24 protein-coding genes and 1 riboswitch are annotated in these 25,882 nt (G+C 68.6%); of the genes, 9 read left to right on the forward strand and 15 right to left on the reverse strand.

What is annotated here, in order from left to right:
• Positions 1-310: 310 nt before the first annotated feature.
• Positions 311-1,975 (forward strand): tetratricopeptide repeat protein, encoded by a 1,665-nt coding sequence (locus ABIC51_RS23590; RefSeq protein ID WP_175861888.1) that lies wholly within the window; start codon positions 311-313, stop codon positions 1,973-1,975.
• A gap of 78 nt (positions 1,976-2,053) precedes the next feature.
• Here the strand turns inward: ABIC51_RS23590 and lnt are convergent, their stop codons facing one another.
• The 8 genes from lnt to ABIC51_RS23630 all read right to left on the reverse strand — a co-directional run bounded on the left by lnt (position 2,054) and on the right by ABIC51_RS23630 (position 10,372).
• Positions 2,054-3,742 (reverse strand): apolipoprotein N-acyltransferase, encoded by a 1,689-nt coding sequence (gene lnt, locus ABIC51_RS23595; protein WP_059688778.1) that lies wholly within the window; start codon positions 3,740-3,742, stop codon positions 2,054-2,056.
• Between the two features lie 52 nt (positions 3,743-3,794).
• Positions 3,795-4,682: a CorC family transporter gene (locus ABIC51_RS23600; RefSeq protein ID WP_021160150.1), complete on the reverse strand. Its 888-nt coding sequence runs from the start codon at positions 4,680-4,682 to the stop codon at positions 3,795-3,797.
• A 304-nt stretch (positions 4,683-4,986) separates the two neighbouring features.
• The gene (locus ABIC51_RS23605; protein WP_167562603.1) at positions 4,987-5,136 is read right to left on the reverse strand and encodes a hypothetical protein; all 150 of its coding nucleotides are present in this window, start codon (positions 5,134-5,136) and stop codon (positions 4,987-4,989) included.
• Between the two features lie 70 nt (positions 5,137-5,206).
• Positions 5,207-5,839 (reverse strand): gamma-glutamylcyclotransferase, encoded by a 633-nt coding sequence (locus ABIC51_RS23610; RefSeq protein ID WP_027789177.1) that lies wholly within the window; start codon positions 5,837-5,839, stop codon positions 5,207-5,209.
• A 12-nt stretch (positions 5,840-5,851) separates the two neighbouring features.
• Positions 5,852-6,628 (reverse strand): rRNA maturation RNase YbeY, encoded by a 777-nt coding sequence (gene ybeY, locus ABIC51_RS23615; RefSeq protein WP_027789178.1) that lies wholly within the window; start codon positions 6,626-6,628, stop codon positions 5,852-5,854.
• 147 nt (positions 6,629-6,775) lie between these two features.
• The gene (locus tag ABIC51_RS23620) at positions 6,776-7,822 is read right to left on the reverse strand and encodes a PhoH family protein (RefSeq protein WP_059699926.1); all 1,047 of its coding nucleotides are present in this window, start codon (positions 7,820-7,822) and stop codon (positions 6,776-6,778) included.
• 25 nt (positions 7,823-7,847) lie between these two features.
• Positions 7,848-9,221: a tRNA (N6-isopentenyl adenosine(37)-C2)-methylthiotransferase MiaB gene (gene miaB, locus ABIC51_RS23625; RefSeq protein WP_027789180.1), complete on the reverse strand. Its 1,374-nt coding sequence runs from the start codon at positions 9,219-9,221 to the stop codon at positions 7,848-7,850.
• 218 nt (positions 9,222-9,439) lie between these two features.
• Entirely contained in the window at positions 9,440-10,372 is a 933-nt protein-coding gene (locus ABIC51_RS23630) for a LysR family transcriptional regulator (RefSeq protein ID WP_301761679.1), read from the reverse strand.
• Positions 10,373-10,517: 145 nt separating this feature from the next.
• Between ABIC51_RS23630 and ABIC51_RS23635 the strand changes: the two genes are divergently transcribed.
• From ABIC51_RS23635 to ribB, 3 genes are all read left to right on the forward strand, one after another.
• Positions 10,518-11,693: an MFS transporter gene (locus tag ABIC51_RS23635; protein WP_354006649.1), complete on the forward strand. Its 1,176-nt coding sequence runs from the start codon at positions 10,518-10,520 to the stop codon at positions 11,691-11,693.
• A 210-nt stretch (positions 11,694-11,903) separates the two neighbouring features.
• A complete protein-coding gene (locus ABIC51_RS23640) occupies positions 11,904-12,596 on the forward strand; it encodes a helix-turn-helix domain-containing protein (RefSeq protein ID WP_021160158.1) in 693 nt (230 codons plus the stop codon).
• 188 nt (positions 12,597-12,784) lie between these two features.
• Positions 12,785-12,933: riboswitch (FMN riboswitch) on the forward strand.
• Between the two features lie 118 nt (positions 12,934-13,051).
• The gene (ribB, locus tag ABIC51_RS23645; protein WP_027789183.1) at positions 13,052-13,762 is read left to right on the forward strand and encodes a 3,4-dihydroxy-2-butanone-4-phosphate synthase; all 711 of its coding nucleotides are present in this window, start codon (positions 13,052-13,054) and stop codon (positions 13,760-13,762) included.
• A 106-nt stretch (positions 13,763-13,868) separates the two neighbouring features.
• Here ribB and ABIC51_RS23650 read toward each other — a convergent pair whose 3' ends face one another.
• The gene (locus ABIC51_RS23650) at positions 13,869-14,555 is read right to left on the reverse strand and encodes an HAD family hydrolase (RefSeq protein WP_060174897.1); all 687 of its coding nucleotides are present in this window, start codon (positions 14,553-14,555) and stop codon (positions 13,869-13,871) included.
• Here ABIC51_RS23650 and ABIC51_RS40860 point away from each other — a divergent pair.
• Positions 14,554-14,805, forward strand: a complete 252-nt coding sequence (locus tag ABIC51_RS40860; RefSeq protein ID WP_425126817.1) for a hypothetical protein — start codon at positions 14,554-14,556, stop codon at positions 14,803-14,805. The genes ABIC51_RS23650 and ABIC51_RS40860 overlap by 2 nt on opposite strands.
• 81 nt (positions 14,806-14,886) lie before the next feature.
• Here the strand turns inward: ABIC51_RS40860 and ABIC51_RS23660 are convergent, their stop codons facing one another.
• The 3 genes from ABIC51_RS23660 to glpD form a co-directional block, all read right to left on the reverse strand.
• The gene (locus tag ABIC51_RS23660; RefSeq protein WP_021160162.1) at positions 14,887-15,603 is read right to left on the reverse strand and encodes an MIP/aquaporin family protein; all 717 of its coding nucleotides are present in this window, start codon (positions 15,601-15,603) and stop codon (positions 14,887-14,889) included.
• An 82-nt stretch (positions 15,604-15,685) separates the two neighbouring features.
• Positions 15,686-17,188: a glycerol kinase GlpK gene (glpK, locus tag ABIC51_RS23665; protein ID WP_354006650.1), complete on the reverse strand. Its 1,503-nt coding sequence runs from the start codon at positions 17,186-17,188 to the stop codon at positions 15,686-15,688.
• A 106-nt stretch (positions 17,189-17,294) separates the two neighbouring features.
• Positions 17,295-18,818, reverse strand: a complete 1,524-nt coding sequence (gene glpD / locus ABIC51_RS23670) for a glycerol-3-phosphate dehydrogenase (RefSeq protein WP_354006651.1) — start codon at positions 18,816-18,818, stop codon at positions 17,295-17,297.
• Positions 18,819-18,980: 162 nt separating this feature from the next.
• Here glpD and ABIC51_RS23675 point away from each other — a divergent pair, with 162 nt between their 5' ends.
• Positions 18,981-19,349 (forward strand): hypothetical protein, encoded by a 369-nt coding sequence (locus tag ABIC51_RS23675; RefSeq protein ID WP_042975499.1) that lies wholly within the window; start codon positions 18,981-18,983, stop codon positions 19,347-19,349.
• Between the two features lie 96 nt (positions 19,350-19,445).
• On the opposite strand, the gene ABIC51_RS23680 is transcribed toward ABIC51_RS23675, so the two are convergent.
• Both ABIC51_RS23680 and ABIC51_RS23685 read right to left on the reverse strand, forming a co-directional pair.
• The gene (locus ABIC51_RS23680; protein ID WP_021160166.1) at positions 19,446-19,643 is read right to left on the reverse strand and encodes a hypothetical protein; all 198 of its coding nucleotides are present in this window, start codon (positions 19,641-19,643) and stop codon (positions 19,446-19,448) included.
• Between the two features lie 303 nt (positions 19,644-19,946).
• On the reverse strand, positions 19,947-20,726 hold the full coding sequence (locus ABIC51_RS23685; RefSeq protein WP_027789189.1) for a DeoR/GlpR family DNA-binding transcription regulator: 780 nt from the start codon (positions 20,724-20,726) through the stop codon (positions 19,947-19,949).
• Positions 20,727-20,945: 219 nt separating this feature from the next.
• Between ABIC51_RS23685 and ABIC51_RS23690 the strand changes: the two genes are divergently transcribed.
• The 3 genes from ABIC51_RS23690 (at position 20,946) to ABIC51_RS23700 (ending at position 24,319) form a co-directional block, all read left to right on the forward strand.
• The gene (locus ABIC51_RS23690) at positions 20,946-22,586 is read left to right on the forward strand and encodes a gamma-glutamyltransferase family protein (RefSeq protein WP_027789190.1); all 1,641 of its coding nucleotides are present in this window, start codon (positions 20,946-20,948) and stop codon (positions 22,584-22,586) included.
• A gap of 327 nt (positions 22,587-22,913) precedes the next feature.
• Positions 22,914-23,741 carry a ferritin-like domain-containing protein gene (locus ABIC51_RS23695; RefSeq protein WP_027789191.1) on the forward strand — a complete coding sequence of 276 codons (828 nt, stop codon included), beginning with the start codon at positions 22,914-22,916 and terminating at the stop codon, positions 23,739-23,741.
• Positions 23,742-23,812: 71 nt separating this feature from the next.
• Entirely contained in the window at positions 23,813-24,319 is a 507-nt protein-coding gene (locus ABIC51_RS23700) for a hypothetical protein (protein ID WP_060313457.1), read from the forward strand.
• Here ABIC51_RS23700 and ABIC51_RS23705 read toward each other — a convergent pair.
• Complete coding sequence (locus tag ABIC51_RS23705; RefSeq protein ID WP_027789193.1) at positions 24,313-25,755, reverse strand: DEAD/DEAH box helicase; 1,443 nt, start codon at positions 25,753-25,755, stop codon at positions 24,313-24,315. The genes ABIC51_RS23700 and ABIC51_RS23705 overlap by 7 nt on opposite strands.
• Between the last annotated feature and the right edge of the window lie 127 nt (positions 25,756-25,882).

Consider the following 25,882-nt stretch of genomic DNA (forward strand, 5'->3'; position numbering starts at 1 on the left):
GTGGCGCTGGCGCTCCGTTGCGGGCGGCACTCCGGGCGGGGCCCGGAGAGTCGGCTCGCGCGGCGGCGCGGCTTGTTAGTGTGCTGAAACGCGTAATTTTACCGGATCGGCGAGCGGATGCGGCCGGAACGCGGGCGGGCGTGCCGTCGGCCCCGTCCGGGCGGCCTGCGCGGGCGCGGCCGGCGCGCACCGGGCGGCCGCGCGCGGCAGGTCGCGACGCGCGTGCCGCACGGCTTCGCACGGGCGTTAAGATGCGCGTATTGCGGTGCGCGCGGCGCGTGCCGCGCCACCGCTTGCCGATCCCGACTGCATGGACGATCCGACCGACATCCTCATTCCGCTGCTTCCGCCCTTCCTCGCGCTGCTCGGGCAGGCCGCCGACGCGCAGGCGCGCGGCGAGGCCGCCGCGCACGATCTGTGGCTGGCCGCCGCCGCGCACCTGCATGCGGTCGACGCCGATGCGCTCGCGCAGCTCACCGGCGCGCTCCTCACGCGGCAACGCACGGCCGATGCGGTCGCGCTCGCCGAATGCGCGGCGCGCGTGCAGCCGGGCGCGACCGCGTACTTCAATCTCGGCTACGCGCTGCAGATGGCGGGTCGTCACGCGGACGCCGTGGCGCCGTATCGCGCGGCGCTGGCGCTCGACGCCGAGCGGCCGTCGCTGCGCAACAACCTCGCGATCGCGCTGCGGCTGTCGGGCAGCGACCGCGCGGAGGAGATCGCGCTGCTCGACGCGGCCGTGCGCGCCGATCCGCGCGACGTGCAGGCATGGATCAACCTCGTCGTCGCGCGGATCGCGACGCACGACCTGGACGGCGCGCTCGCGTGCGCCGCGCGGCTCGTGGAGCTCGCGCCCGACAACGCGCTCGCGATGAACAACGTCGCGATGGCGATGAAGGAGGCGCAGCGCTGGGACGATGCCGAGCGCTGCGCGGCGCGCGCGTGCGAGCTGGCGCCCGACGACGCGTCCTATCGTTTCAACCTGGCGATCATCCAGCTCGTGCGCGGCAACCATGCGGCCGGCTGGCGCGGCCACGAGGCGCGCTGGGACGGCGCGGGCGAGTTGCGCGGCCGCCGGCCGGTGCTGCCGGGCCCGCGCTGGCAGGGCGAGCCGCTCGCCGGCAAGACGCTGCTCGTGTGGGGCGAGCAGGGGCTCGGCGACGTGCTGCAGTTCTGCCGCTTCGTCGCGCCGCTCGCCGAGCGCGTGCATCGCGAGGGCGGCCGGCTCATATGGAACACGTTCCCGCAGGTGGGCACGCTGATGCAGCGCAGCCTCGGCGCGCATGCGGATGCGTTCAGCGCGGGCGGCGGCGTCGACGTGCTGCCCGCCTTCGATTACGAAATACCGCTGATCGGCCTGCCGCTGATGCTCGGCATGGAAGCGTCGACGCTCGCGTCGTCGGTGCCGTACCTGCATGCCGATCCGCTCGCGCGCGACGCGTGGCGCGCGCGGCTCGCGGGCGACAGCCGGCTGAAGGTCGGGCTCGTGTGGACGGGCAGCGCGGGGCACCAGCGCAATCCGTTCCGGCGCGTCGGGCTCGAGCGTTATGCCGACGCGTTCCGCGGGATCGACGGCGTCGCGTTTCATTCGCTGCAGCCGGGTGCGCAGGCGGATGTCGCGGCGGCGCGCGCGGCCGGCTTCGCGATCGAGGACTTCACGGCGGAACTGACGAGCTTCGACGATACGGCCGCGTTCATCGGCGCGCTGGATCTGGTGATCACCGTGTGCACGTCGGTCGCGCACCTGGCGGGCGCGCTCGGCGCGCGCACGTGGGTGCTGCTCGACGTGAATCCGCACTGGCCTTGGCTGCTCGAACGCACGGACAGTCCGTGGTACCCGACCGCGACACTGTACCGGCAGCCGGCGTTCGGCGCGTGGGAGCCGGTGATGGAGAAGGTGAGCCGCGACCTGCGGCGCCTTTCTGCGCAGTCGGTTCAGGCGGCGGAGTCGGCGGAGTCGGCCCGGCAGGGCTGAGCGGCCGGCCGGTTCGCGCTCGAGGGCCGCTGCATGCGCCGGCCGCCACCACGCGCTGCGCGGCGGCGGTGTGCCGCATCATTTCGGCGGGGCGTCGCCGTTGTTCCGGCCGTTGCGCCGGCGCAGCCCGGGGCCGAACGTGAAGCCGAACGCGAGCAGTACGAACGACACCGCGAGCACGATGTTGTTGCCGCTCGTCACGTAAGGCGTGAAGCCGCTCGTGCCTTCGATCCGTACGTCGAGCGAGCCGATCGTGAATGGCTTCAGCTGGCCGAGCACGCGGCCGCGCGCATCGATCGCGGCCGTCATCCCCGTGTTGGTCGAGCGCAGCATCGGCCGGCCCGTCTCGAGCGAGCGCATCCGCGCGATCTGCAGGTGCTGGTCGAGCGCGATCGTGTCGCCGAACCACGCGAGGTTCGTCACGTTGACGAGCACGCCCGGCGGCTGCGGGTTGTCGCGGATCGTCGCGGCGATTTCCTCGCCGAACAAGTCCTCATAGCAGATGTCGGCCATCACCGGCTGGTTGTGCACGAGGAACGGCTTCTGCACCGGCGCGCCGCGCGCGAAGTCGCCGAGCGGCATCTTCATCAGGTCGACGAACCACCGGAAGCCCCACGGGATGAATTCGCCGAAGGGCACGAGGTGGTGCTTGTCGTAGTGATAGATGTCGCGCGAATTCGGCGTCACGCCGTACAGGCTGTTCGTATAGTCGACGTAGTGGCCGTCCTCGGTCACCGATGCGCCGACCGCGCCGAACAGCACGGCCGAGCCCGTCGTGTCGCTGAACTTGCGGATCGCGACGGCGAACGGCTCGGGCAACTCCTGGATCATCACCGCGATCGCGGTTTCGGGCGTGACGATCAGGTCGGCCGGCTTCTCGACGATCATCTGCGTGTACATCTTGATCGCCGCGTCGATGCCCGCTTCCTCGAACTTGATGTCCTGCTTCACGTTGCCCTGCAGCAGCCGCACGGTGAGCGGCGCGTTCGCGGGCACGGTCCACGTGACCTGCGACAGCCCGAGACCGGCCGCGATCAGCGCGACCGCGATGCCGGCCGGCGCGGCGATGCGCACGCGCGCATTGCCGGCACGGGGTTCGGCGAGCGGCGACGGCCGGGCGGCGGCGAGCGCCTGCACGACGAGCGCGGCGAACAAGGCGAGCACCCACGCGATCCCGTACACCCCGGCGACCGGCGCGAAGCCCGCGAACGGGCCGTCGACCTGCGGATAACCGCTTGCGAGCCACGGGAAGCCGGTGAAGACGGTGCCGCGCAGCCATTCGCCGAGTGCCCATGCGCTCGCGAATGCGAATGCGCCGTGCCAGGTCGGCGAAAACGGCCTCGGGTCGGGCGTGCGGCGATGCCACGCATGGCCTGCGCAGAACGACCACAGCCCGGCGGAGAACGCCGGGTACAGCGACAGGTACAGCGAGAACAGCACGAGCGCGCCGCCCGCGAGCGGCGCGGCCATCTCGCCGTAGACGTGCATGCTGATGTAGAGCCACCAGATGCCGCTGATGAAGTTGCCGAAGCCGAACGCGCCGCCGGTGAGCGCGGCGCTGCGCCAGCTCGCGGTGCGCGTGAGCTGCGCGAAAAACCAGACGAATACGACGAGTTGCAGCCAGCCGCCATGCGGCGTCGGCGCGAAGCTGAGCGTATTGGCGGCGCCGGCGAGCAGCGCGGCCGGGTAGTGCCAGCGCGGCAGCGCGCGCCCGGGAGGCGGCGCGAGAAGGCCGCCAGCCGGGCGGGACAGGATCGGATCGTCCATGTGAAGCGAAAGTGGGCGAGCGGTTGTGGAACGCGCGGCTGGCGCGCGACGGTCAGTCCTCGTGCGAGGTTTCGGCGCGACGGCTGGCGAGCGGGTTGCGGCGCACCAGCAGCACGTGGACCTGGCGCGCATCGCCGCGCTGGATCTCGAACACGAGGTTGCCGAGCTGCAGCTTCTCGCCGCGATGCGGGACGCGGCCGAAATGATGCGTGATCAGCCCGCCGATCGTATCGACTTCGTCATCCGGGAAATCGGTGCCGAACGTCTCGTTGAACTGTTCGATCTCGGTGAGCGCACGCACACGGTAGCGGCCGTCGGGCCCCGAGATGATGTTGCCGGCTTCCTCGTCGAAATCGTATTCGTCCTCGATGTCGCCGACGATCTGCTCGAGCACGTCCTCGATCGTGATCAGGCCCGCGACGCCGCCGTATTCGTCGACGACGATCGCGAGGTGGTTGCGGTTCACGCGGAAGTCGTGCAGCAGCACGTTCAGGCGCTTCGATTCGGGAATGAACACGGCCGGGCGCAGCATCCCGCGCACGTCGAATTCCTCTTCGGCGTAGAAACGCAGCAGATCCTTCGCGAGCAGCACGCCAATGACGTTGTCGCGGTTCTCCTCGTACACCGGGTAGCGCGAGTGCGCTTTTTCGAGGACGAACGGGATGAAATCCTCGGGCTTGTCGGCGATATTGATCGCGTCCATCTGTGCACGCGGCACCATGATGTCGCGCGCGCACAGGTCGGACACCTGGAACACGCCTTCGATCATCGACAGCGAATCGGCGTCGATCAGGTTGCGTTCGTGGGCGTCCTGGAGGATTTCCAGCAGCTCGCCGCGGGATTCGGGCTCGGGCGAGATGAAGTCGGTCAGGCGCTCGAGCAGCGAGCGCTTTTCTTGCGGTTTGTCGGTTGGCTTACGACTGGGATACGAATCGTTCATGGTGGTGCGCCCGGGTCATGCCGGAGCGCGCTGTCACGGAGTAGGCAAGGATACACCAAGGGCACGACGCGACCGTGTCACACCGGCCGCACGGCCAGGGTGGGCAGCGCGTACGAGCCCCCTCTCGGACGGCCGCGCCGGGCGCGACATCGTCCTCGCGTCCATCCTATCCCAGAAAAGGGCGGCAGGGCAGCGGCGAAAAAAACGGGTGCGGAGGGGAAGCGGAGCCGTGACGCGGAAAAGCGTTCGGCCGAGGCGGTGAGCGGCGGCATTCTGCCGCACGCGGGCTTCGCCCGGCCGCGGTTCAGAACCGCATGCCGGCCGAGCAGCCGCCGGCGGCCGCGCCGTTGGTCGCGGCGCCGCCGCAGCCGAGTATTCCGCAGCCGGACAGCGCGACGCTCGCGGCGACGATCAGCGCGGCAACCCTGCAACGCGACCAGCGAGACGATTTCATCGGTCTTGCCCTCGCAAGAATGTGCCCACGGCGCGGCAGCGCGTGGCGGCGAGCCGGGCGCCGTGCCGCGTCACCGGCATCGCGCGAGCAGCCCTTCCAGCGCGCGATCGGGGATGCCGCTCGCGCGCAGCGCGTCGACCGTGCGGCTGACGTAGTCGAGCGTCGTGCCGTAGCGGCCGGCCGCGCAACTGAACACTTCCTTGACGACGGGGTCGGACAGCTTGCCCGTATAGGTCGGCGCTTCGCGGCGCATCACGAACGCGAGTGCGTTCACGCGCTCGCCGTTCTCGAGCGAGCACGGCAGCCACGCGGGCCGGTACGAACCCATCGGCATCTCGCGTTTCCACAACGTTTCGAGGTGCGGTTGCGCGGTCGGGCCGGCGAGCCGGAACGCGATGCCCGAGCACGAGCCGCCGCGATCGAGCGCGAGCACGAGGCCGGGGCGTTCGGGTGTGCCGCGGTTCACGCGCGACCACAGGTAGAGCCCGCGATGATAACCGTGCACCTTGCCGCGTATGGCTGCGACGGTCGGCAGCCCCGGGTTCCAGATCAGCGAGCCATAGCCGAACAGCCACAGATCCTGGCGGCCGTCCCAGTCGCGCATCGTGTGCGCGAGCGACGCCGCGAGTTCGTCTTCCGTCAGCAGGCGCCCGTCGCCGATCGACGGCGGGTAGGCGGGCGAGAGCGTCGCGGCGTTGCGCATCGTGCGGACGGCTTACTGGTACGGGTTCGGGAAGCCCAGCTTCGCGAGGATGTCGACTTCGAGCGCTTCCATTTCGGCTGCGTCCTCGTCGCTCGTCTCGTGGTCGTAGCCCTGCGCGTGCAGCGCGCCGTGCACCAGCAGGTGCGCGTAATGGGCGGTGAGCGGCTTGTCCTGGTCGTGCGCTTCCTTCTCGACGACCGGGCAGCACAGCACGAGGTCGCCGATCACGGTGCCGTCGGGCGCCGCGTCGTACGCGAAGGTCAACACGTTGGTCGGATAGTCCTTGTGGCGGTAGCCGGCGTTCAGCGTGCGGCCTTCTTCTTCGCCGACGAAGCGCACCGTGAACTGCGCGCTGGCGAACAGCGCCGGTTCGAGCCATTCGGCGATCAGCTTGCGCTTGGGCAGCGTCTTGCGCACGTCGCTCGTGATCTCGTCGCCGTACTGCACGGACAGGTCGAGTTCCGGCTCGCGCAGTGCGTCTTCGGTGTCGTCCTCGCGCGGTGCGGGCTCGGCGCCCACGTGCAGCGTCACGCTGTCGTAGTGCTCGGGCTGCAGCGCGATCTTCGCGCGCATGGCCGGATCGTTGTGCTGCGCGACGATCGCGACGGCGGCTTCCCCGGAACTGCCCGACAGGTCGAACATCAGGCTGCGGCCGTCGGGGAAGTCGATGCGCAGCCCTTGCGCGTTGACGGTCCGGGCCTTGCCTTTCGCATCGAACAGCGAAAGGCGGGGGGAGGCGGGCGCGGCGGACTGGGCGCGCCCGGACTTGCGGGAACGGGAGGATTTCATGACGCGTGCGGCGATTAGGACGCGTTGAGGATACACCAAACGGCCGATCGCACCCGAATTCACGCAGGCGAAAAAAAGCCCGGCGCGCCGTCTGGCGGGCCGGGCCGGGCTGTCAGGCCGGGGCGGCGTGCAGGTGCCGCCGGCCGGTCAGCCGTCCTGGTGCTGCGCGTGGAATTCGTCGTACGCCTCGACGATGCGCGCGACGAGCGGATGGCGCACGACGTCCGCGCTCGTGAAGCGCGTGAGCGCGATGCCGCGCACGCCGCCGAGCACCTGCTGCGCCTCGACGAGGCCGCTCTTGTGGCCGCGCGGCAGGTCGACCTGGCTCGTGTCGCCGGTCACGACCGCCTTCGAGCCGAAGCCGATCCGCGTGAGGAACATCTTCATCTGCTCGGGCGTCGTGTTCTGCGCCTCGTCGAGGATGATGAACGCGTGGTTCAGCGTGCGGCCGCGCATGTACGCGAGCGGCGCGATCTCGATCATCTGGCGTTCGAACATCTTCGCCGTCTTGTCGAAACCGAGCAGGTCGTACAGCGCGTCGTACAGCGGACGCAGGTACGGATCGACCTTCTGCGCGAGATCGCCCGGCAGGAAGCCGAGCCGCTCGCCGGCCTCGACGGCCGGGCGCGTCAGCACGATCCGCTTGACCTGATCGCGCTCGAGCGCGTCGACCGCGCAGGCGACCGCGAGGTAGGTCTTGCCGGTGCCGGCCGGCCCGATGCCGAACGTCACGTCGTGCGACAGGATCTGCTTCAGGTATTCGCGCTGCGCCGGCGTGCGGCCGCGCAGGTCGGCACGCCGCGTGTAGAGCTTCGGCGCGGGCTCCTCGTCCGGCTCGCTGGCGTCGAGCTGGACGACGGGGTCGTCGAACGGATGGTCGGGGTCGCCGCGGAAGCGCACGTCGATCGTGTCCTGGCGGCCGTTGCCGCCCGTATGGCGCACTTCGACCAGCGCGAGCTGGATGTCGTCGACCGACAGCGCATCGCGCGCGCGGTTGTAGAAGTTCTCGAGCGCGGCGAGCGCGAGCTTGGCGCCGCGCCCGCGGATCGCGATCCGGTGGCCGCGTCGCGACAGCGTGACGTCGAGCGCCTGTTCGATCTGCCGCAGGTTCTCGTCGAGCGGGCCGCAGAGGTTGGCGAGGCGCGCGTTGTCGTCGCGCGGCGCGACGAATTCCAGTGCTTGGGTCGGCTTCAAAGTGGCGTCGGGCTCCAGTGGAACGTCAGTGCGTGGCCGCGCTCGCGTCGTCGCTCACGAGCACGAGCTCGCCGCGCAGCGAATGCGGGTACGCGTGGTTGATCTTCACGTCGATCATCTGGCCGATCAGGCGCGGGTGCGATGCGAGCGGCGCCGGGAAATTCACGACCCGGTTGTTCTCGGTGCGGCCCGCGAGCTCGTTCGGGTCCTTGCGCGACGGGCCCTCGACGAGGATCCGCTCGACCTTTCCGACCATCGACTGGCTGATGCGCGCGACGTTTTCCTCGATGGTCGCCTGCAGATGTTGCAGGCGTTTGAGCTTGACCTCGCGCGGCGTGTCGTCGTGCAGGTTCGCGGCCGGCGTGCCGGGGCGCGGGCTGTAGATGAACGAGAAGCTGGTGTCGTAGCTCATCTCGTGCACGAGCGCCATCATCTTGTCGAAATCCTCCTCGGTCTCGCCGGGGAAGCCGACGATCATGTCGGTCGACAGCGACAGGTCCGGGCGGATCGCGCGCAGCTTGCGGATCACCGACTTGTATTCGAGCACCGTGTAGCCGCGCTTCATCGCCATCAGGATGCGGTCGGAGCCGTGCTGCACGGGCAGGTGCAGGTGGCTCACGAGCTTCGGCACCTTCGCGTAGGTGTCGATCAGCCGCTGCGTGAATTCCTTCGGGTGCGACGTCGTGTAGCGGATCCGCTCGATGCCGGGGATGTCGGCGACGTATTCGATCAGCGTCGCGAAATCGGCGATCTCGGACGAGCCGGCCGCCAGCGCGCCCCGATAGGCATTCACGTTCTGGCCGAGCAGCGTGACTTCGCGCACGCCCTGGTCGGCGAGGCCGGCCACTTCGGTCAGCACGTCGTCGAGCGGACGCGACACTTCATCGCCGCGCGTGTACGGCACCACGCAGTAGCTGCAGTACTTCGAGCAGCCTTCCATGATCGACACGAACGCGCTCGGCCCCTCGACGCGCGCCGGCGGCAGGTGGTCGAACTTCTCGATCTCGGGGAAGGTGATGTCGACCTGCGCGCGGCCGCTCTCGCGGCGCGCGTCGATCATCTGCGGCAGGCGGTGCAGGGTTTGCGGGCCGAACACGAGGTCGACGTACGGCGCACGCGACACGATCGACGCGCCTTCCTGGCTCGCGACGCAGCCGCCGACGCCGATCAGCAGGCCGGGCTTCGCTTCCTTCAGCTCGCGCACGCGGCCGAGATCGGAGAACACCTTCTCCTGCGCCTTCTCGCGCACCGAGCACGTGTTGAACAGGATGATGTCCGCGTCTTCAGGCGTGTCGGTCTTTTCGAGGCCTTCGGCCGCATTCAGCACGTCCACCATCTTGTCCGAGTCGTACTCGTTCATCTGGCAGCCGAAGGTCTTTACGTAAACTTTCTTGGTCATGGGGATTCGCCGTTCGCAGTGGTTGACCTGGGGGCGTCGTCAAGAGTGAATCGGGACGGCCGCGCGCGCTGCACGCGGATGGCGCGCAGCCAGCATGTGAAAAGCCGTCGGGAAAGCTTTCCATTATAGCTTTTCATGCTGCCCGGGACGGGCGGCGGGTTGCGGCCGCGCGACGCCGGCCGGCGCGTTCCGACCCTCGAGCCGCGATGCGCCGGCCGTCAGCGGCACGCGTTCAGCAGGTCGTCGTGCGCGGCTTCCTCGCGCGCGAAGCGTTCGGCGAGAAAGTCGAGCAGCACGCGCACGCGCGGCGCCATGTAGCGCTTGCCGGGATAGATCGCGTGCAGCGGCGCGCTCTGGTGCCGCCAGTCGGGCAGCAGGACCTTGAGCCGCCCGGCGCGGATGTCGTCGGCGACATCCCAGATCGAGTTCAGCACGATGCCGCGGCCGTGCAGCGCCCATTCGCGGGCGAGGCCGCCGTCGTTGGTCTCGAACGCGGTGGCGAGCGGCACCGTGCAGGTCTGCGTGTCGTCGCCGCGCGTGAAGCGCCACGTGTTCATCGGCCCGGACGCGACCGTGATCACGTTGCATGGAAAGCGGGCCAGATCGTGCGGATCGCGCGGCACGCCGTGGCGTTCGACGAACGACGGCGCCGCGCACGGCACGCGCCGGTCCGCGGCGAGCCGGCGGGCGATCAGCGCGCCGTCGGGCGGCGCGGCGAAGCGGATCGCGAGGTCGATCTCGTCCTGCCACAGGTTCACCGTCGAGTCGGACGCCGTCAGCGAGAACGTCACGTCCGGGTGAAGCGCGTTGAATTCGTCGAGCCAGTCGAGCAGCCGGCGGCGGCCGAAATCGGACGTCGCCGACAGCCGCACCCGGCCGGCGACCACGTTGCGGCCGGCCTGGAGCAGCGCGTTTGCGTCGTCGAGCGCCTGCAACGCCTGCCGGCAGCCGTTCAGGTACAGGCGGCCCTCGTCGGTGAGCCGCAACTGCCGGGTCGATCGGTCGAACAGCCGGGTGGCGACCGCCGCCTCGAGCTTCGCGAGGCGCGCGCTCGCGGCGGCCGGCGTGAGGTTCAGCTTGCGCCCGGCGGCGGACAGGCTGCCCAGTTCGGCCGCCTCGACGAACAGCCGGATATCGCCCAGTCGGTCCATGCGATTTTCCAGAAATATTTGAAAATGGTTCAAACGCCACGCCAATTATCAAATATCGATGTCTTCGGGACAATGCGCACATCCTGCCTTTTGTGCGGTGCGGCACCGACCGGACGCCGCGTCCGCCGTCTTTTCGGAGAACGTCATGCCCATTCCGTTACTGGCGCTTGCGATCAGCGCCTTCGCCATCGGTACCACCGAGTTCATCATCATGGGCCTGCTGCCCGAAGTGGCGCACGACCTGGCCGTGTCGCTGCCGTCGGCCGGCCTGCTGGTCACCGGCTACGCGCTCGGTGTCGCGGCCGGCGCGCCGCTGCTCGCGGTGCTGACGAGCCGCATGCCGCGCAAGGCCGCGCTGCAGCTGCTGATGGCGATCTTCATCGTCGGCAACGTGCTGTGCGCGACCGCGTCCGGCTACGCGATGCTGATGGTCGCGCGCGTCGTCACGTCGTTCGCGCACGGGTCGTTCTTCGGGATCGGCGCGGTGGTCGCCGCGTCGCTCGTGCCGGCCGACAAGCGCGCGAGCGCGATCGCGCTGATGTTCACGGGGCTCACGCTGTCGAATGTGCTCGGCGTGCCGTTCGGCACGTTCGTCGGGCAACTGCTCGGCTGGCGCGCGTCGTTCTGGATCGTCGCCGTGCTCGGCGTGCTGGCGCTCGGCGGCGTCGCCGCGCTCGTGCCGAACCGTCACGACAGCGGGCCGGCCGGCCTCGGCCACGAAGTGCGCGTGCTGAAGGAGCCGCAGGTGTGGCTCGCGCTGTTGATGACCGTGCTCGGCTTCGGCGGTGTGTTCGTCGTGTTCACGTACATCGCGCCGATTCTCGAGACCGTGTCGGGTTTCTCGCCGCGCTCGGTCGCGCTGATCCTCGTGCTGTTCGGCGCGGGGCTGACGATCGGCAACACGCTCGGCGGCAAGTTCGCCGACCGCGCGCTGATGCCGTCGCTGATCGCGATCCTCGTCGCGCTGATGGCCGTGATGGCCGTCTTCGCGAAGACGAGCCACCTGCCGGTCGCGGCCGCCGTCACCGTGTTCGTGTGGGGGATCGCCGCGTTCGCGACGGTGCCGCCGCTGCAGGCGCGCATGGTCGAGAAGGCCGCGAGCGCGCCGCATCTCGCGTCGACGCTCAACATCGGCGCGTTCAACGTCGGCAATGCGGGCGGCGCGTGGCTCGGCGGCCTTGCGCTGGAACACGGCCTCGCGCTCGATGCGCTGCCGTGGGTCGCCGTCGCGGTGACGTTCGCGGCGCTCGTCGTCACATGGTTCGCGGTGCGGCTCGACACGCGCGGGCCGGCGCGCGGTGCGGCGCCGGCGGCGCAATGAGCGAGCCCCGCGGCGCGACGCGATAGCGGCAGGAAACGGGGCGCGAGAAACGCATTCCTCCGCGATGCTGATAACGGTGTGAAGATAACTTCGTTTGCCGGTGCAAGGCCGGGTGATAGCGTTTCGATACGCGCCGTTGCTGGCGCAACCCGATTCCCCATCCCGGCTTACCCCATACGCAGGGCCGCACAGCGGCCCGGAGGCAATGCTATGTCTTCATCCCTGGCGCTCGTGCGCGACGTGTCTTCCTTCGAGTCCGGCGACGCCGCCGATGCGCGGGCGTCCGCGTCGCTCGACGTTCTCGAGCAGGTCGTCGGCGTGAACCTCGCGCGGTTGCGTGCCGAGCGGCAGTTGTCGCTCGATGCGCTCGCGCGGCTGTCCGGCGTGTCGCGAGCGATGCTCGCGCAGATCGAGTCGGCGCGCAGCGTGCCGTCGATCAAGGTCCTCTGCAAGATCGCCGCGGCGCTGAAGGTTTCGGTCGCCGCCTTCCTGCGCCGCCATGCGGTGAACGGCTTCGAGCACCTGGCGGCCGAGCGCGCGTCGCGCGTCGTCAGCTCGAACGGCCGCTTCTCGGCGCGCGCGCTTTATCCGGAAGGCGAGCCGGCCGCGGCCGAATTCCACGAGCTGCGGATCGCGCCGCTGCACACGGAGCCCGGCGCACGCCGCGCGCCCGGCACGACGGTCAACCTCGTCGTCAGCGAGGGCACGCTGGAAGTCAGCGTGCACGACCGCCGCCAGTTGCTCGCGACCGGCGATGCGATCGTGTTCGACGCCGACCAGCCGTACAGCCTGCGCAACCCGGGCGACAGCGAGGCGCGCGCGTTTCGCGTGACGGTGAGCCCCGAGGTGCCGCCGCGCTGGCTCGTGCCCGATGCGGCACATGCCGCGCACGCGGCCGGCTGATCGCGCAGGCCGCCCGGAGCGGGCCGCGTTCCCGTCGTTCGCGCGGGATCGCGGGTCGTTCGTCGGCCGTTCGGACGATGCCGTTAGACAGGGTCGTCGGTAAGGTTTTAGCTTGAGTTCACTGCGCCGCGCGCGCAGCTGTTGTATGCTTGGCCCGCCGCTGACGGGGTTGTCCCGTCCGGCAATCAGTGCGTCTTCAGGGCGGGGCGAAATTCCCCACCGGCGGTAGGCTGGCGTAAGCCGGCGAGCCCGCGAGCGCCCGCGCATCCGCGCGGGGTCAGCAGATCTGGTCGAATGCCAGAGCCGACGGTCACAGTCCGGATGAGAGAAGATGTGCAGATAGTCATGTCCGCCAGGGCCGCTTCGCCACATGCGCGAAGCGGGTTGTCGTTCTGTCTGTTTGCAATGCCCTGAAACGTTTTTCGCCCAAACCGTATTTGCGAGGAGCGTTTCACATGTCCTTGATGTCCGTTTCGTCGGCACCTGCCGACGCCTTTGCCGATCTCCCGTTGCTGGATTCCGAACCGGTGCCGCCGCGCATCGCCGCCGCGCTCGATGCAATGCGCGCAGGCCGTGCGGTCGTGCTGCAGGACGACCACGACCGCGAGAACGAAGCCGACCTGATCGTTGCCGCCGAGCGCATCACGCCCGAGACGATGGCGCTGCTGATCCGCGAGTGCAGCGGCATCGTGTGCCTGTGCCTGACCGACGACACGGTGCGCGCGCTCGAGCTGCCGCCGATGGTGCAGACCAACGAGAGCCGCAACGGCACCGCGTTCACCGTCTCGATCGAGGCACGCGAAGGCGTGCATACGGGCGTATCGGCGGCCGATCGCGTGACGACGATCCGCGCGGCGATCGCCGAAGGGGCGAAGCCGCACGACATCGTGCGCCCCGGCCACGTGTTTCCGTTGCGTGCGCAGCCGGGCGGCGTGCTGGCACGCCGCGGTCACACCGAAGGCACGGTCGACCTGTCGATCCTCGCGGGCCTGAAGCCGGCCGGCGTGTTGTGCGAGCTGATGAATCCCGACGGCACGATGACGCGCGGCGACGATGTCGAGCGTTTCGCGCAACGGCACGGGCTGCCGATGCTGACGATCGCGGAACTCGTCGAGTTCCGCGAGGCGCTGGCCGCCGCGCGCGAGCGCTGCTGCGAACCGGCCTGAGTGAAGGGAAGGGGAAAGCGGGCGCGTTCATGCGCCCGTGGCGCGGCGTGCGTGAAGCGGCGCACGCCGGACAGGCCCGGTCAGCCTGACCGGGCCTGAACGACCGTCAGGACTGTACGTCCCCGAATTCGCCGCGCATGCCGGCTTCGACGAACGCCGGCAGCTCGTCCATCCTGCGCATGATCCGCGTGATGCCCATCGCGCGCAGCGCGTCCGCGTAGTTGTCGGGGATGTGGCTCGCGCCGACGAACGCGATCGTCTTCATGCCCGCCGCACGCGCGGCATTCAGCCCGGACACGCTGTCTTCGACGACGATGCAGCGCGCCGGCGCGACGCCGAGCGTTTGCGCCGCATGCAGGTAGACGTCGGGGTAGGGTTTCGGCCGCGGCACCTGCTCGGAGCTGAACACGCGATCGCCGAAGATCTCGGTGAGCGATGCGCGCTTCAGCGAGCTGCGCACGCGCGCGAGCCGGCTGTTCGACACGACGGCCGCCGGCAGGCTCACCTGCAGCAGCGCGTCGCGCACGCCGGTGATCGGCGCGAGCGATTGCGCCAGCGCGCTCTCGATGTTGTGCTCGATCGTTTCGATGAAGTTGGCGGGCATCTCGATCCCGAAGCGGGATTCGATCCCGGTCAGGAAGCGCGACGTCTGCTGGCCGAACGCCGACTTCGCGGCGGCTTCGAAATCGATGTTCGGGAACGTGGAGGACAGCGTTTCGAGCAGCACGCGGTCGGCGATGACTTCGCTGTCGACGAGCACGCCGTCGCAGTCGCAGATGAGGTGATCGAGCATGGTGGTGAAGAAGCGGAATGTCGGCGACGCAGATCAATTCGCCATCATACGTGCTTTCACGCGCGTGCCGCGTGACGCTTCGGCAAGTTTTCCCGATGCCGCGCGCGGATTCGGCCGCGCGGCGGGGTTCGTTGAGGAAATGCGCGTGGCGGGCATGCTGGTCGAACGCGGGAGCGACGTGAACCCGGCGGCCGTGGCGGATGCGGGCGTGAGGCGGAATTCGCCGGTGTCGGCCGGGGGCGACCAGTAGCGTGAACGTGGCGGGGGAGACGCGAAGAAAGGAGCATGAAGCGCGCGGCGGTAGCGGCCGCGCGCTTCGGTCAGGCCGAGATCAGGCCATCGCGTGCAGGTGCAGGTACAGGCCGGCCGCCGCGGCGCCGCCCAGCAGCGGGCCGACGACGGGCACCCACGCATAGCGCCAGTCGCTGTCGCGCTTGCCGGGGATCGGCAACAGCGCGTGCATGATGCGCGGCGACAGGTCGCGCGCGGGGCTCATCGCATAGCCGGTCGGGCCGCCGAGCGAAATGCCGATGCCGAGCACGAGCAGGCCGACGGGCAGCGCGTCGAGCGCGCCGAGGCCGACCTGCGGCGACGCGAGGTACAGCACGCCGAGGATCAGCACGAACGTGCAGATCGCTTCGGTCAGCACGTTGTGCGTGACGCTGCGGATCGCGGGCGCCGTGCAGAACACCGCGAGTTTCAGGTCCGCATCGGCTTCCTTCGCGAAGTGCTGGCGATACGCGAGCCACACGAGCAGGGCGCCCGCCATCCCGCCGAGCATCTGCGCGAGGATGTAGCCGCCGACTTTCGACCACGCGAACTTGCCCGCGAGCGCGAGACTGATGGTGACGATCGGGTTCAGGTGCGCGCCGCTGAACGACGCGGTCACGTAGACGGCGACGAATACGGCCATCGCCCAGCCCATCACGATCACGATCAGGTCCGCGCCTTTGCCCTTGGTCTTTGCAAGCAGCACGTTTGCGACCGCGCCGTTGCCGAGCAGCACGAGGATCGCTGTGCCGATGAACTCTGCAATATAAGGTGACATGGTTGTCTCTCGTATGTCATCGCGGACTCGCGCGCGAGCGCGGTCCGCCGGTGTTGTTGTATTTCGTCTGGATGGCTGACGATTACTGGGTATCGTCGGCCCACGCCTTCGCGGCGCGTACCGCGCGCTGCCAGCCGGCCACGCAGCTTTCGACCTGCTCCTTCGGCATCGACGGCGAGAAGCGGCGATCGAGCTGCCACTGGCTGCGCACTTCGTCGAGGTTCTTCCAGTAGCCGATCGCGAGGCCCGCGAGGTAGGCCGCGCCGAGCGCGGTCGTCTCGGTGATCTGCGGACGCACCGCGTCGACGCCGAGCAGGTCGGCCTGGAACTGCATCAGCAGGTCGTTCGCGCTCGCGCCGCCGTCGACGCGCAGCTCGCCGATGCTGATGCCCGAATCGGCTTCCATCGCGGCCAGCACGTCGAGCGACTGGTACGCGATCGAATCGAGCGCCGCCCGTGCGAGGTGCGCGGAGGTCGTGCCGCGCGTGACGCCGAACACCGAGCCGCGCGCCCGTGCGTTCCAGTGCGGCGCGCCGAGGCCGGCGAACGCGGGCACCAGGTAGACGCCGTCGGTGTGCGGCACGCTCGCGGCGAGCGCCTCGATTTCGGCGGCCGACTTGATGATGCCGACGCCGTCGCGCAGCCACTGCACCACCGCGCCCGCGATGAAGATGCTGCCTTCCAGCGCGTACTGCACGTTGTCGCCGATCTGCCAGGCGATCGTCGTGACGAGGTTGTTCTTCGATTCGATCGGCTTGTCGCCGGTGTTCATCATCAGGAAGCAGCCGGTGCCGTAGGTGTTCTTCACCATGCCGGACTGTGTGCACATCTGGCCGAACAGCGCCGCCTGCTGGTCGCCCGCGATGCCCGCGAGCGGGATCTTCGACGCGAACACGGTGGTCTTCGTGTGACCGTAGATTTCCGACGATGCCTTCACGTCCGGCAGCATGCTGCGCGGGATGTCGAGCAGCTCGAGCAGTTCGCTGTCCCACTCGCGCGTGTGGATGTTGAACAGCATCGTGCGCGACGCGTTCGTCACGTCGGTCACGTGCAGTTCGTGCTTCGTGAAGTTCCATACGAGCCAGCTGTCGACGGTACCGAATGCGAGCTTGCCCTGCCTGGCCTTCTCGCGTGCGCCCGGCACGTTGTCGAGGATCCAGCGGATCTTGGTCCCGGAGAAGTACGAGTCGATCGGCAGGCCGGTCTTCGCGCGCACCTTCGCCTCGAGGCCCTGTGCTTTCAGCGAATCGCAGAAGTCGGCCGTGCGGCGATCCTGCCAGACGATCGCGTTGTAGACGGGCTGGCCGGTCTCGCGATCCCAGACGATCGTGGTTTCGCGCTGGTTGGTGATGCCGATCGCGGCGATCGACGTGCCGTTCAGGCCCGTGCGCGTGACGGCTTCGGCGGCGACGCCGGCTTGCGTCGACCAGATTTCCTGCGGGTCGTGCTCGACCCAGCCGGGTTGCGGGTAGATCTGCTCGAATTCCTTCTGGGCGATCGATACGATATTGCCCTGGCGATCGAACAGCATCGCGCGGGAACTCGTGGTGCCCTGGTCAAGCGCGAGGATGTACTGATCCTGCATGTCTCTCATCTCCATCCGTGGATTTGGCTTAGTTGTGATGCGCGCCGCATGTGGGGCGGCGCGTCGGTGAGTCAACGTCGGTACGGCAACTGCTACTGCATTCGGGTCAGGCCTGCGGCGCGTGCGCGGCGGCGAACCACGCGTCGACCGCGGCCGTCACCGCGTCGAGCGTGCCCGGCGCGACGTGCAGGCCGAGCTTCGAGCGGCGCCACAGCACGTCCTGCGCGCAGGTCGCCCATTCGGTGTCGCGCAGGTAGCGCAGCTCGGCGTCGTGGATGCCCGGGGCGATTTCGGTGCCGAGATCGGCGAGCGACTTCGCGCCGTCGATCACGCGCTCCGCGCGCGTGCCGTATGCACGCGCATAGCGGCGGGCGAGCGCGGCGGGCAGCCACGGGTGGCGTTTCGCGAACGCGGCGGCGAACACGTCGAACTTCGCGTTCGCGATGTCGCCGCCCGGCAGCGCGACGCCGGCCGTCCAGGTCGCCGCGTCGCGGCCGAGCGCGCGGCTCAGCATGTCGCCGGCTTCTTCCGCGAGCTTGCGGAACGTCGTGATCTTGCCGCCGAACACCGACAGCAGCGGCGCACCCGCGCCTTCGTCCATTTCGAGGCGGTAGTCGCGCGTGACGGCCGATGCGTTCGCGGCGTTCTCGTCTTCCAGCAGCGGGCGCACGCCCGAGTAGGTCCAGTGCACGTCGGCCGGCGAGATCTTGCGCTTGAAGTAGCGGTTGATCGAATCGCACAGGTACTGCGTCTCGTCGCGATCGATCGCGACCTTCGCGGGATCGCTCGTGTATTCGACGTCGGTCGTGCCGATCAGCGTGAAATCGTGTTCGTACGGAATCGCGAAGATGATCCGCTTGTCCGGGTTCTGGAAGATGTACGCGTGATCGTGATCGAACAGGCGGCGCGTGACGATGTGGCTGCCCTTCACGAGCCGCACGCTGTGATGCGCGCCGCGGCCGAGCGCGCCGTGCAGCAGTTCGCCGACCCATGGGCCGGCCGCGTTCGCGATCGCGCGCGCATGCACGACGCGGATCGAACCGTCGGCGTTCTGCAGCCGCGCTTCCCATTCGTCGCCGCGACGTTCGGCGGATACCAGCTTCGTGCGCGTCAGGATCTCGGCGCCGCGCTCCTTCGCGTCCAGCGCGTTCAGCACGACGAGGCGCGCGTCGTCGACCCAGCCGTCCGAATAGACGAAACCGCGCTTGATCGAATCGATCAGCGGCGCGCCGGCCGCATGGCGGCGCATGTCGATGCCGCGCGAGCCGGGCAGCAGTTCGCGTTTCGCGAGGTGATCGTAGAGGAACAGGCCGAGACGGATCAGCCAGGCCGGACGCAGGTTCGGCATGTGCGGCATCACGAAACGCAGCGGCCCCATGATGTGCGGCGCCGCGCGCAGCAGCGTCTCGCGCTCCTGCAGCGCCTTGCGCACGAGCCCGAACTCGTTGTACTCGAGGTAGCGCAGGCCGCCGTGAATCAGCTTCGTGCTGCACGACGACGTGTGCGACGCGAGATCGTCCTGCTCGCAGAGCAGGACCGACAGGCCGCGGCCGGCCGCATCGCGCGCGATGCCCGCGCCGTTGATGCCGCCGCCGACGACGAGCAGATCGTAGCGATTCGGTTGGGTCACCTGCTGTCCTTATCGTCTGAGGGAAATGGTTGAACAGAAAATGTTCGAATTCGAAATTTAACGAACGAAATCGAAAAAGTAAAGTTCGATAAAGCGGGGCCAGTAGCGCGCCGTGCGATCCCGGACGATACTGGCGGAATCGACCGTTTCGCGAGGTGAATCATGCGTATTGGGATGTGGGCCGGCGTGTGCGCCGTCCTTCTGGCGGGGTGCAGTGCCGGTATGCCGCCGCTCGTCGGCAACTGGCGCACGCCGTCGTTCGTCGACCTGCAGACGTCGTGCGGCGGCGCGGCGCGCGACTGGGGCGCGGACGCGCAGCCGGTCTATTCGACGCTGTACGACGCATACGTGGCGAAACGGTATCGCGGGCTGACCGAAGCGAACTATTGTGCGTTCGTAAACGAACTTTCGACGCGCTATGCGGCGCCCGACGCGGCGGCGCGTGCCGGCTGGATCGCGTATTTCAACGGCGCGCGCGCGCAAGCCATCAGCTGGCGGGCGGCGGTCGATCCGACGCTGCGCGGCGGCTGAAGCAGGCGGGGGCGACGAGGCGGGGAAGCGAGGAAGCAGGAACGGCCGCGCGGCCCGGAATCCGGGCCGCGCGGTCAGGTCGGCAACGGTGTGGTTTTACGAATAGCGGTATTTGATGGATCGCAGCGCGGCGTCGCCGGTCTCGGTCACGCAGTATTTGCGCCCCGATCCGAGCCCTTCCAGGCGGACGAGCTGCTGTTCGAGCAGTGCGTCGATTTCGTCCCGATCCATCGAGGTTTGATCGGGAGCGTCCTTCACAAGCAATAGCGTGGCGAATTCATGCGGACTCAGCATCGTTCTCTCCATGGCGACCAGTCAGCCCGCGCGGCCGGCGCACCTGCCGACGCGCGATACCCAGCGGGGTATGGTTTGGGGGGAAAAGCTGCATTCGCCGGCCATGCCATTCGTCCGCGCCCTGGCACAGGCGGAACGGTCGGACGGGCCGGGGAACTGGAGTCTAGTCGAGCATGCGGGCAACCACAAATCGTGCCCCGTTAATTTTCCGTTTGACAGCCGGGCCCCGCGCAAGCGGTTTGCTCGCAGCGCCAACTTCTTGATTTCACTTGAAGTTTCGGGTGCGGTGCAGCATCGCGGCCGTCACTCCGCGACGTACACCTGCGTGCCGGCGGTCGCCACCGCGTCGGCCATCTCCGGCGGCAGCGGCTTGTCGGTGAAGAGTGCGTGCACCTGGCTCAGGTGGCCCTGGCGCACCAGCGCCGGGCGGCCGACCTTCGAATGGTCGGCGACGAGGTAGACCGTGCGCGCATGCTGCATGATCGCCTCGGCCACACGCACCTCGCGCGTGTCGAAGTCGCGCAGCGTGCCGTCGGCCTCGATCGCCGACGTGCCGATGATCGCGTAGTCGACCTTGAACTGGCGGATGAAGTCGATCGCGAGCTCGCCGACGATCCCCTTGTCCCACGGCCGCACGATCCCGCCCGTGATCAGCACCTCGCAGTCGGGGTAGCCGCTCATCATCGACGCGACGTTCAGGTTGTTCGTGATCACGTGCAGCCCGTGGTGGCGGTTCAGCGCGCGTGCGACTTCCTCGGTGGTCGTGCCGAGGTTGATGAACAGCGACGCCTGGTCGGGAATGTGCGACGCCGCGAGCGCCGCGATGCGCCGCTTCTCGTCATGGAACATCCGCTGGCGCGCCGTGTACGACACGTTTTCCGAGCTGGTCGGCAGGCTCGCGCCGCCGTGATAGCGGCGCAGCAGGTTCAGGTCGGCGAGCCAGTTCACGTCGCGGCGGATCGTCTGCGGCGTCACCGCGAAGTGCGCGGCGAGATCGTCGACGGTCACGAAGCCGTCGCGCTGCACCCATTCGAGCAGTTCCTGCTGGCGCGCGTTGAGGGTGAGGCGGGGATCTCGGGTCATGGCTCGGTGGTCGTGTCGTGAGACGGAGCGGGTATTGTAAGGGCGGCAACGCCGTTAGGCCGGTATGGCCGGCAGGGGCGCCTGCAATTCATGCGGAAATTGCATTGATTCATGTGACAAATGAATTTGTGCGATTGCGCTGATCGCGCTGCAATGGCGGACTGCCCGCGCGCGGGTGCGCGCCCGGCGCTTCATTCAGCTTTCGACGAGGTGGAACCGATGACTGGCTTCAACTGGCACAACCCGTATCCGACGACCCGCATTCCGGTGTTCGCGCGCAACGTCGTGTCGACGTCGCACCCGCTCGCCGCGCAGGCCGGGCTCCGGATGCTGTGGAAGGGCGGCAACGCGGTCGACGCGGCGCTGGCCGCCGCGGCTGCGATCACGGTCGTCGAGCCCGTGTCGTGCGGGCTCGGCGGCGACGCGTTCGCGCTCGTGTGGGACGGCGAGCGGCTGTCCGGGCTGAACGCGTCGGGCGTCGCGCCGGCTGCGTGGAACGTCGACTATTTCCGCCAGCGCCACGGCGAGGCGGCGAACGGCATCGCGAACAAGCCGACGCGCGGCTGGGACACCGTCACCGTACCGGGCGTGATCGCGGGCTGGGAAGCGCTGCATGCGAAGTTCGGTTCGCTGCCGTTCGCAGACCTGCTCGAACCGGCGATCGAGATCGCGGAGCGCGGTTATGCGGTGCCGCCGATCGTCGCGCACAAGTGGGCGGCCGCCGTGCCCGAGCTGCAGGGGCTGCCGGGCTTCGCGGAGACCTTCATGCCGCGCGGCCGCGCGCCGCTCGTCGGCGAGCGCGTGTGCCTGCCCGGTCACGCGCAGACGCTGCGCACGCTCGCGAAGGAGGGGGCCCGCGCGTTCTACGAGGGCGCGCTCGCCGAGCGCATCGCCGCGTTCTCGCGCGAAGGCGGCGGCGCGCTGACCGCGGCCGACCTGCAAGCGTACCGGCCGGAATGGGTCGAGCCGATCGGCAAGCGCTTCGGCCGTCACACGATCCACGAGATCCCGCCGAACGGGCAGGGCATCGCCGCGCTGATCGCGCTCGGGATCGCCGAGCACGCGGGCGTGACGGAATGGCCGGTCGATTCGGTCGACTCGCAGCATCTGCAGATCGAGGCGATGAAGCTCGCGTTCGCGGATGTCTATCGCTACGTCGCCGATCCGCGCGCGATGGAGGTCACGCCCGAACAGATGCTCGACGACGCGTATCTCGCCGAACGCGCGAAGCTGATCGATCCCGCGCGCGCGACGCACTTCGGCGCCGGCCGGCCGCATTCGGGCGGCACGATCTACCTGTCGGCGGCCGACGAGCGCGGGATGATGGTGAGCTTCATCCAGTCGAACTACATGGGCTTCGGTTCGGGGCTCGTCGTGCCCGGCACCGGCATCGCGCTGCAGAATCGCGGGCACGGCTTCTCGATGGACCCGGCGTCGCCGAACGTCGTCGCGGGCGGCAAGCGGCCGTTCCACACGATCATCCCGGCGTTCGTCACCGAGGAGGCCGACGGCCGCACGCAAGCCGTGATGAGCTTCGGCGTGATGGGCGGCGACATGCAGCCGCAGGGGCACCTGCAGACCGTCGTGCGGATGCTCGGCTACGGGCAGCAACCGCAGGCCGCCTGCGATGCGCCACGCTGGAAGGTCAACCGCGACTTCACGCTCGACGTCGAGGCCACGATGAATCGCGCGACCGTCGATGCGCTGGCCGCGCGCGGCCATACGATCAAGTCGATCGACGATCCTTACATGGATTTCGGTTCCGGGCAGTTCATCTGGCGTCTCGACCGAGACGATCGCGAGCGCGGCTACGTGGCCGCGAGCGACAGCCGGCGCGACGGCCTGGCGGCAGGTTTCTGACGGATTGCGGCCGGCTTTCACCGGCATTTCCAGCGCTTCACGGGCGGCCGGACGGCCGCCCGTTTCGTTTGTCGCGGCCCGTATCGTCGAGCGGGCGCAAGCGGTTTGAAGGACTCGTCTAACGAACGGCAACAGACGTCGTGGAACTGCGCGTGTCAGGTATGGTCAGTGCTCTGGAGCACGAACGTCAAAGTCCGGCTAAGATGCCAGCATGGTTCGGCCGGACCAATCCACTATAAACGCAAGTAAAACGCCGCCTGCGGGTCGGTCGGCGCCTGTGCCGAAGGCATGGGCCGGCGCCCGTGCGACGACTGGGAGCGCACCACCATGGACACCAAAACGACGCATGTGATGCCGTGGCGCATCGAGGACATCGACCTGAACCGGATCGATCGTCAGCGTGCCGCCGCGAACGAGGATCTGTTGCTGCTGCTGTGCGCGTCGTCGTTCATCGAAAGCGGTTCGGATCTCTACACGAGCAATCTGAGCCAGTTCTTCAACGACGATCCGGAAGTCTCCGCATGGCTCAACAATGCATGGGAGCACGAAGAATTGCAGCACGGGCGCGCGCTGAAGGCGTACATCGCGCACGTGTGGCCGGAGTTCGACTGGGATACCGCGTTCGCGAATTTCTTCGCCGAGTATTCGTTGACCTGCAAGGTCGAGGCATTCGAGAAGACCCGCGCGCTCGAGATGGTCGCGCGCTGCGTCGTCGAGACGGGCACGGCCACGCTCTATCGCGCGATCAACGAATGCTCGGACGAGCCCGTGCTGAAGGAAATCACCGACAACATCCGCACGGACGAAGTGCGTCACTACAAGCACTTCTTCAAGTTCTTCAAGAAGTACAACCAGCTCGAAGGCAACGGCCGGCTCGCGGTGCTCGGCGCGCTCGCGCGCCGCGTGATGGAAATCAAGAACGAGGATTCCGAGATCGCGCTGCGCCACGTGTTCGCGGTCCGCTATCCGGATCGTGTCGGCGACAGCCAGTACAACCGCGAGCGCGCCGCGCGCATCAGCAAGCTGGTGCGGCGCAACTTGTCGGCCGACATGTGCGTGAAGATGCTGCTCAAGCCGCTCGACCTGCCCGCGAAGATCCAGCCGGGCGTCCACTATCCGCTCACGAAGATCACGCGGCACGTGTTCCTGCGCTGATCGCCGCGGCGCGGCCCGTCGCGCGTATGCTGCGGCTTGTTCATCCGCTTTTCACCCGGGGCCACGCCATCATGACCGATACCCATCGCCACGCGCTCGAACAATGGACGTTCGATGCGTGGCCGCCGGCCGTCGTCTCGCTGTTCGACGGCACGGCGCTCGAGCGTCATGCCGACTTCGCCGCATCGCTGATCGTCGCGACCGATGACGGCCAGTTGCGCACGACGCTGCTCGGCGTCGGCGAGATCTATGCACACGATGCGCGCACGCTGCTGCTTGCGCTCTGGCCGCAATCGCGTGCGGCGCGCGCGATCGCGCAACGGCGCACGGCCGCGCTGACGCTCGTCGCGGACGGCGCGTTCTTTCAGGCGCAATTGACGATGGAGCCGCTCGAAGGGGACTTCGGCGGGCTGGCCGGATTCGCTGCGACGATCGCGCACGGCGATGCGCAGCGGGTTGGCTATGCGCGTCTCGCGACAGGCGTCACGTTCACGCTGGAAGGGGAGCGCGCCGCGGTGCTCGAGCGCTGGCAACGCCAGATCGAGCACCTGCGGCGCGCGGCTGCGCGGCTTCAGTGACCGCGCTGGCCGCTGCGCGACGAACGGTTGCGGTTCGGGTGCGCGGCGTTGCCGTTCGCGGGGCGTGCGCCATTGCCGCCGCCCGCCGGGCGTCCGCCGCTGCCGCCGGCGCCGCCTTGCGTGCGCGGCTTCGCGGCCTTCTGCTGCGATGCTTTCGGCTGTGCGTTGCCGTCGCGTTTCGCGGCCGGCTGGCCTGAGCCGCCCGCACGCGGCTGGCGATTGCCGCCACCGCCGCCACCGCCGCGCGGCTGCTGTTGCCCGCGGCGCTGCTGGATCGGCTCCGGCTTCGCGTTCGGATCGGGTTCGAAGCCCGCGATCACTTCCTGCGGAATCTCGCGCTTGATCAGCCGCTCGATGTCGCGCAGCAGCTGCTTTTCGTCGACGCACACGAGCGACACGGCTTCGCCGGTCGCGCCCGCGCGGCCCGTGCGGCCGATCCGGTGCACGTAGTCTTCCGGCACGTTCGGCAGGTCGAAGTTGACGACGTGCGGCAACTGGTCGATGTCGATCCCGCGCGCGGCGATATCGGTCGCGACGAGCACCTGCAGCGTGCTGTTCTTGAACTCCGCCAGCGCGCGCGTGCGGGCCGACTGGCTCTTGTTGCCGTGGATCGCCATCGCGCTGATGCCGTCCTTCGTCAGCTGCTCGGCAAGCCGGTTCGCGCCGTGCTTCGTGCGCGTGAACACGAGCACCTGGAACCAGTTGTGTTCGCGGATCAGGTGCGTGAGCAGTTCGCGCTTGCGGTCGCGGTCGACCGGGTGGATCTTCTGCGCGACGCTCTCGGCGGTCGTGTTGCGGCGTGCGACCTCGATCAGCGCGGGCGAGTCGAGCAGGCTGTCGGCGAGCGCCTTGATCTCGTCGGAGAACGTGGCCGAGAACAGCAGGTTCTGGCGCTGCGGCGGCAGCTTCGCGAGCACGCGCTTGATGTCGTGGATGAAGCCCATGTCGAGCATCCGGTCGGCTTCGTCGAGCACGAGGATGTCGAGGTCCGACAGGTCGATCGTCTTCTGCTGCATGTGATCGAGCAGGCGGCCCGGCGTCGCGACGACGATGTCGACACCGCGCTTGAGCGCGTCGATCTGCGGATTGATGCTGACGCCGCCGAACATCACGGTCGAGCGCAGCTTCAGGTACTTGCTGTAGGCACGCACGCTTTCCTCGACCTGGGCGGCGAGTTCGCGCGTCGGCGTGAGGATCAGCGCGCGCACCGCGCGCTTCGCGCCGCGATGCTCGGCGTAGAACGTGTGCAGGCGTTGCAGGATCGGCAGCGTGAAGCCTGCCGTCTTGCCGGTGCCCGTCTGCGCACCGGCGAGCAGGTCGCCGCCGCCGAGGACGGCAGGGATCGCCTGCTGCTGGATGGGAGTCGGCGACGTATAGCCGAGCTCGTTGACCGCCTTGACGAGCGGTTCGGCCAGGCCGAGAGATTCGAAAGACATAGATACCACTCTTCAGTTTTATGATCGGCGACGTCTCGCGCGGCCCGCGCGGGAGGTGACATCGCAAATTGCAAAATGCAAAAGGGCGCGGCCGCGGTTTCCCGCAGCCGCGCCCCGTGTTTGTCAG

The sequence above is a fragment of the Burkholderia sp. 572 genome, assembly GCF_040545135.1.
Classification (GTDB): domain Bacteria; phylum Pseudomonadota; class Gammaproteobacteria; order Burkholderiales; family Burkholderiaceae; genus Burkholderia; species Burkholderia cepacia.

Bases quoted from the DNA above. Each gene is read 5' to 3' on its own strand.
- ABIC51_RS23590 (WP_175861888.1), top strand. From the start codon at position 311: ATGGACGATCCGACCGACATCCTCATTCCGCTGCTTCCGCCCTTCCTC.
- lnt (WP_059688778.1), bottom strand. From the start codon at position 3,742: ATGGACGATCCGATCCTGTCCCGCCCGGCTGGCGGCCTTCTCGCGCCG.
- ABIC51_RS23600 (WP_021160150.1), bottom strand. From the start codon at position 4,682: ATGAACGATTCGTATCCCAGTCGTAAGCCAACCGACAAACCGCAAGAA.
- ABIC51_RS23605 (WP_167562603.1), bottom strand. From the start codon at position 5,136: ATGAAATCGTCTCGCTGGTCGCGTTGCAGGGTTGCCGCGCTGATCGTC.
- ABIC51_RS23610 (WP_027789177.1), bottom strand. From the start codon at position 5,839: ATGCGCAACGCCGCGACGCTCTCGCCCGCCTACCCGCCGTCGATCGGC.
- ybeY (WP_027789178.1), bottom strand. From the start codon at position 6,628: ATGAAATCCTCCCGTTCCCGCAAGTCCGGGCGCGCCCAGTCCGCCGCG.
- miaB (WP_027789180.1), bottom strand. From the start codon at position 9,221: ATGACCAAGAAAGTTTACGTAAAGACCTTCGGCTGCCAGATGAACGAG.
- ABIC51_RS23630 (WP_301761679.1), bottom strand. From the start codon at position 10,372: ATGGACCGACTGGGCGATATCCGGCTGTTCGTCGAGGCGGCCGAACTG.
- ABIC51_RS23635 (WP_354006649.1), top strand. From the start codon at position 10,518: ATGCCCATTCCGTTACTGGCGCTTGCGATCAGCGCCTTCGCCATCGGT.
- ABIC51_RS23640 (WP_021160158.1), top strand. From the start codon at position 11,904: ATGTCTTCATCCCTGGCGCTCGTGCGCGACGTGTCTTCCTTCGAGTCC.
- ribB (WP_027789183.1), top strand. From the start codon at position 13,052: ATGTCCTTGATGTCCGTTTCGTCGGCACCTGCCGACGCCTTTGCCGAT.
- ABIC51_RS40860 (WP_425126817.1), top strand. From the start codon at position 14,554: ATGGTGGTGAAGAAGCGGAATGTCGGCGACGCAGATCAATTCGCCATC.
- ABIC51_RS23650 (WP_060174897.1), bottom strand. From the start codon at position 14,555: ATGCTCGATCACCTCATCTGCGACTGCGACGGCGTGCTCGTCGACAGC.
- ABIC51_RS23660 (WP_021160162.1), bottom strand. From the start codon at position 15,603: ATGTCACCTTATATTGCAGAGTTCATCGGCACAGCGATCCTCGTGCTG.
- glpK (WP_354006650.1), bottom strand. From the start codon at position 17,188: ATGCAGGATCAGTACATCCTCGCGCTTGACCAGGGCACCACGAGTTCC.
- ABIC51_RS23675 (WP_042975499.1), top strand. From the start codon at position 18,981: ATGCGTATTGGGATGTGGGCCGGCGTGTGCGCCGTCCTTCTGGCGGGG.
- ABIC51_RS23680 (WP_021160166.1), bottom strand. From the start codon at position 19,643: ATGCTGAGTCCGCATGAATTCGCCACGCTATTGCTTGTGAAGGACGCT.
- ABIC51_RS23685 (WP_027789189.1), bottom strand. From the start codon at position 20,726: ATGACCCGAGATCCCCGCCTCACCCTCAACGCGCGCCAGCAGGAACTG.
- ABIC51_RS23690 (WP_027789190.1), top strand. From the start codon at position 20,946: ATGACTGGCTTCAACTGGCACAACCCGTATCCGACGACCCGCATTCCG.
- ABIC51_RS23695 (WP_027789191.1), top strand. From the start codon at position 22,914: ATGGACACCAAAACGACGCATGTGATGCCGTGGCGCATCGAGGACATC.
- ABIC51_RS23700 (WP_060313457.1), top strand. From the start codon at position 23,813: ATGACCGATACCCATCGCCACGCGCTCGAACAATGGACGTTCGATGCG.
- ABIC51_RS23705 (WP_027789193.1), bottom strand. From the start codon at position 25,755: ATGTCTTTCGAATCTCTCGGCCTGGCCGAACCGCTCGTCAAGGCGGTC.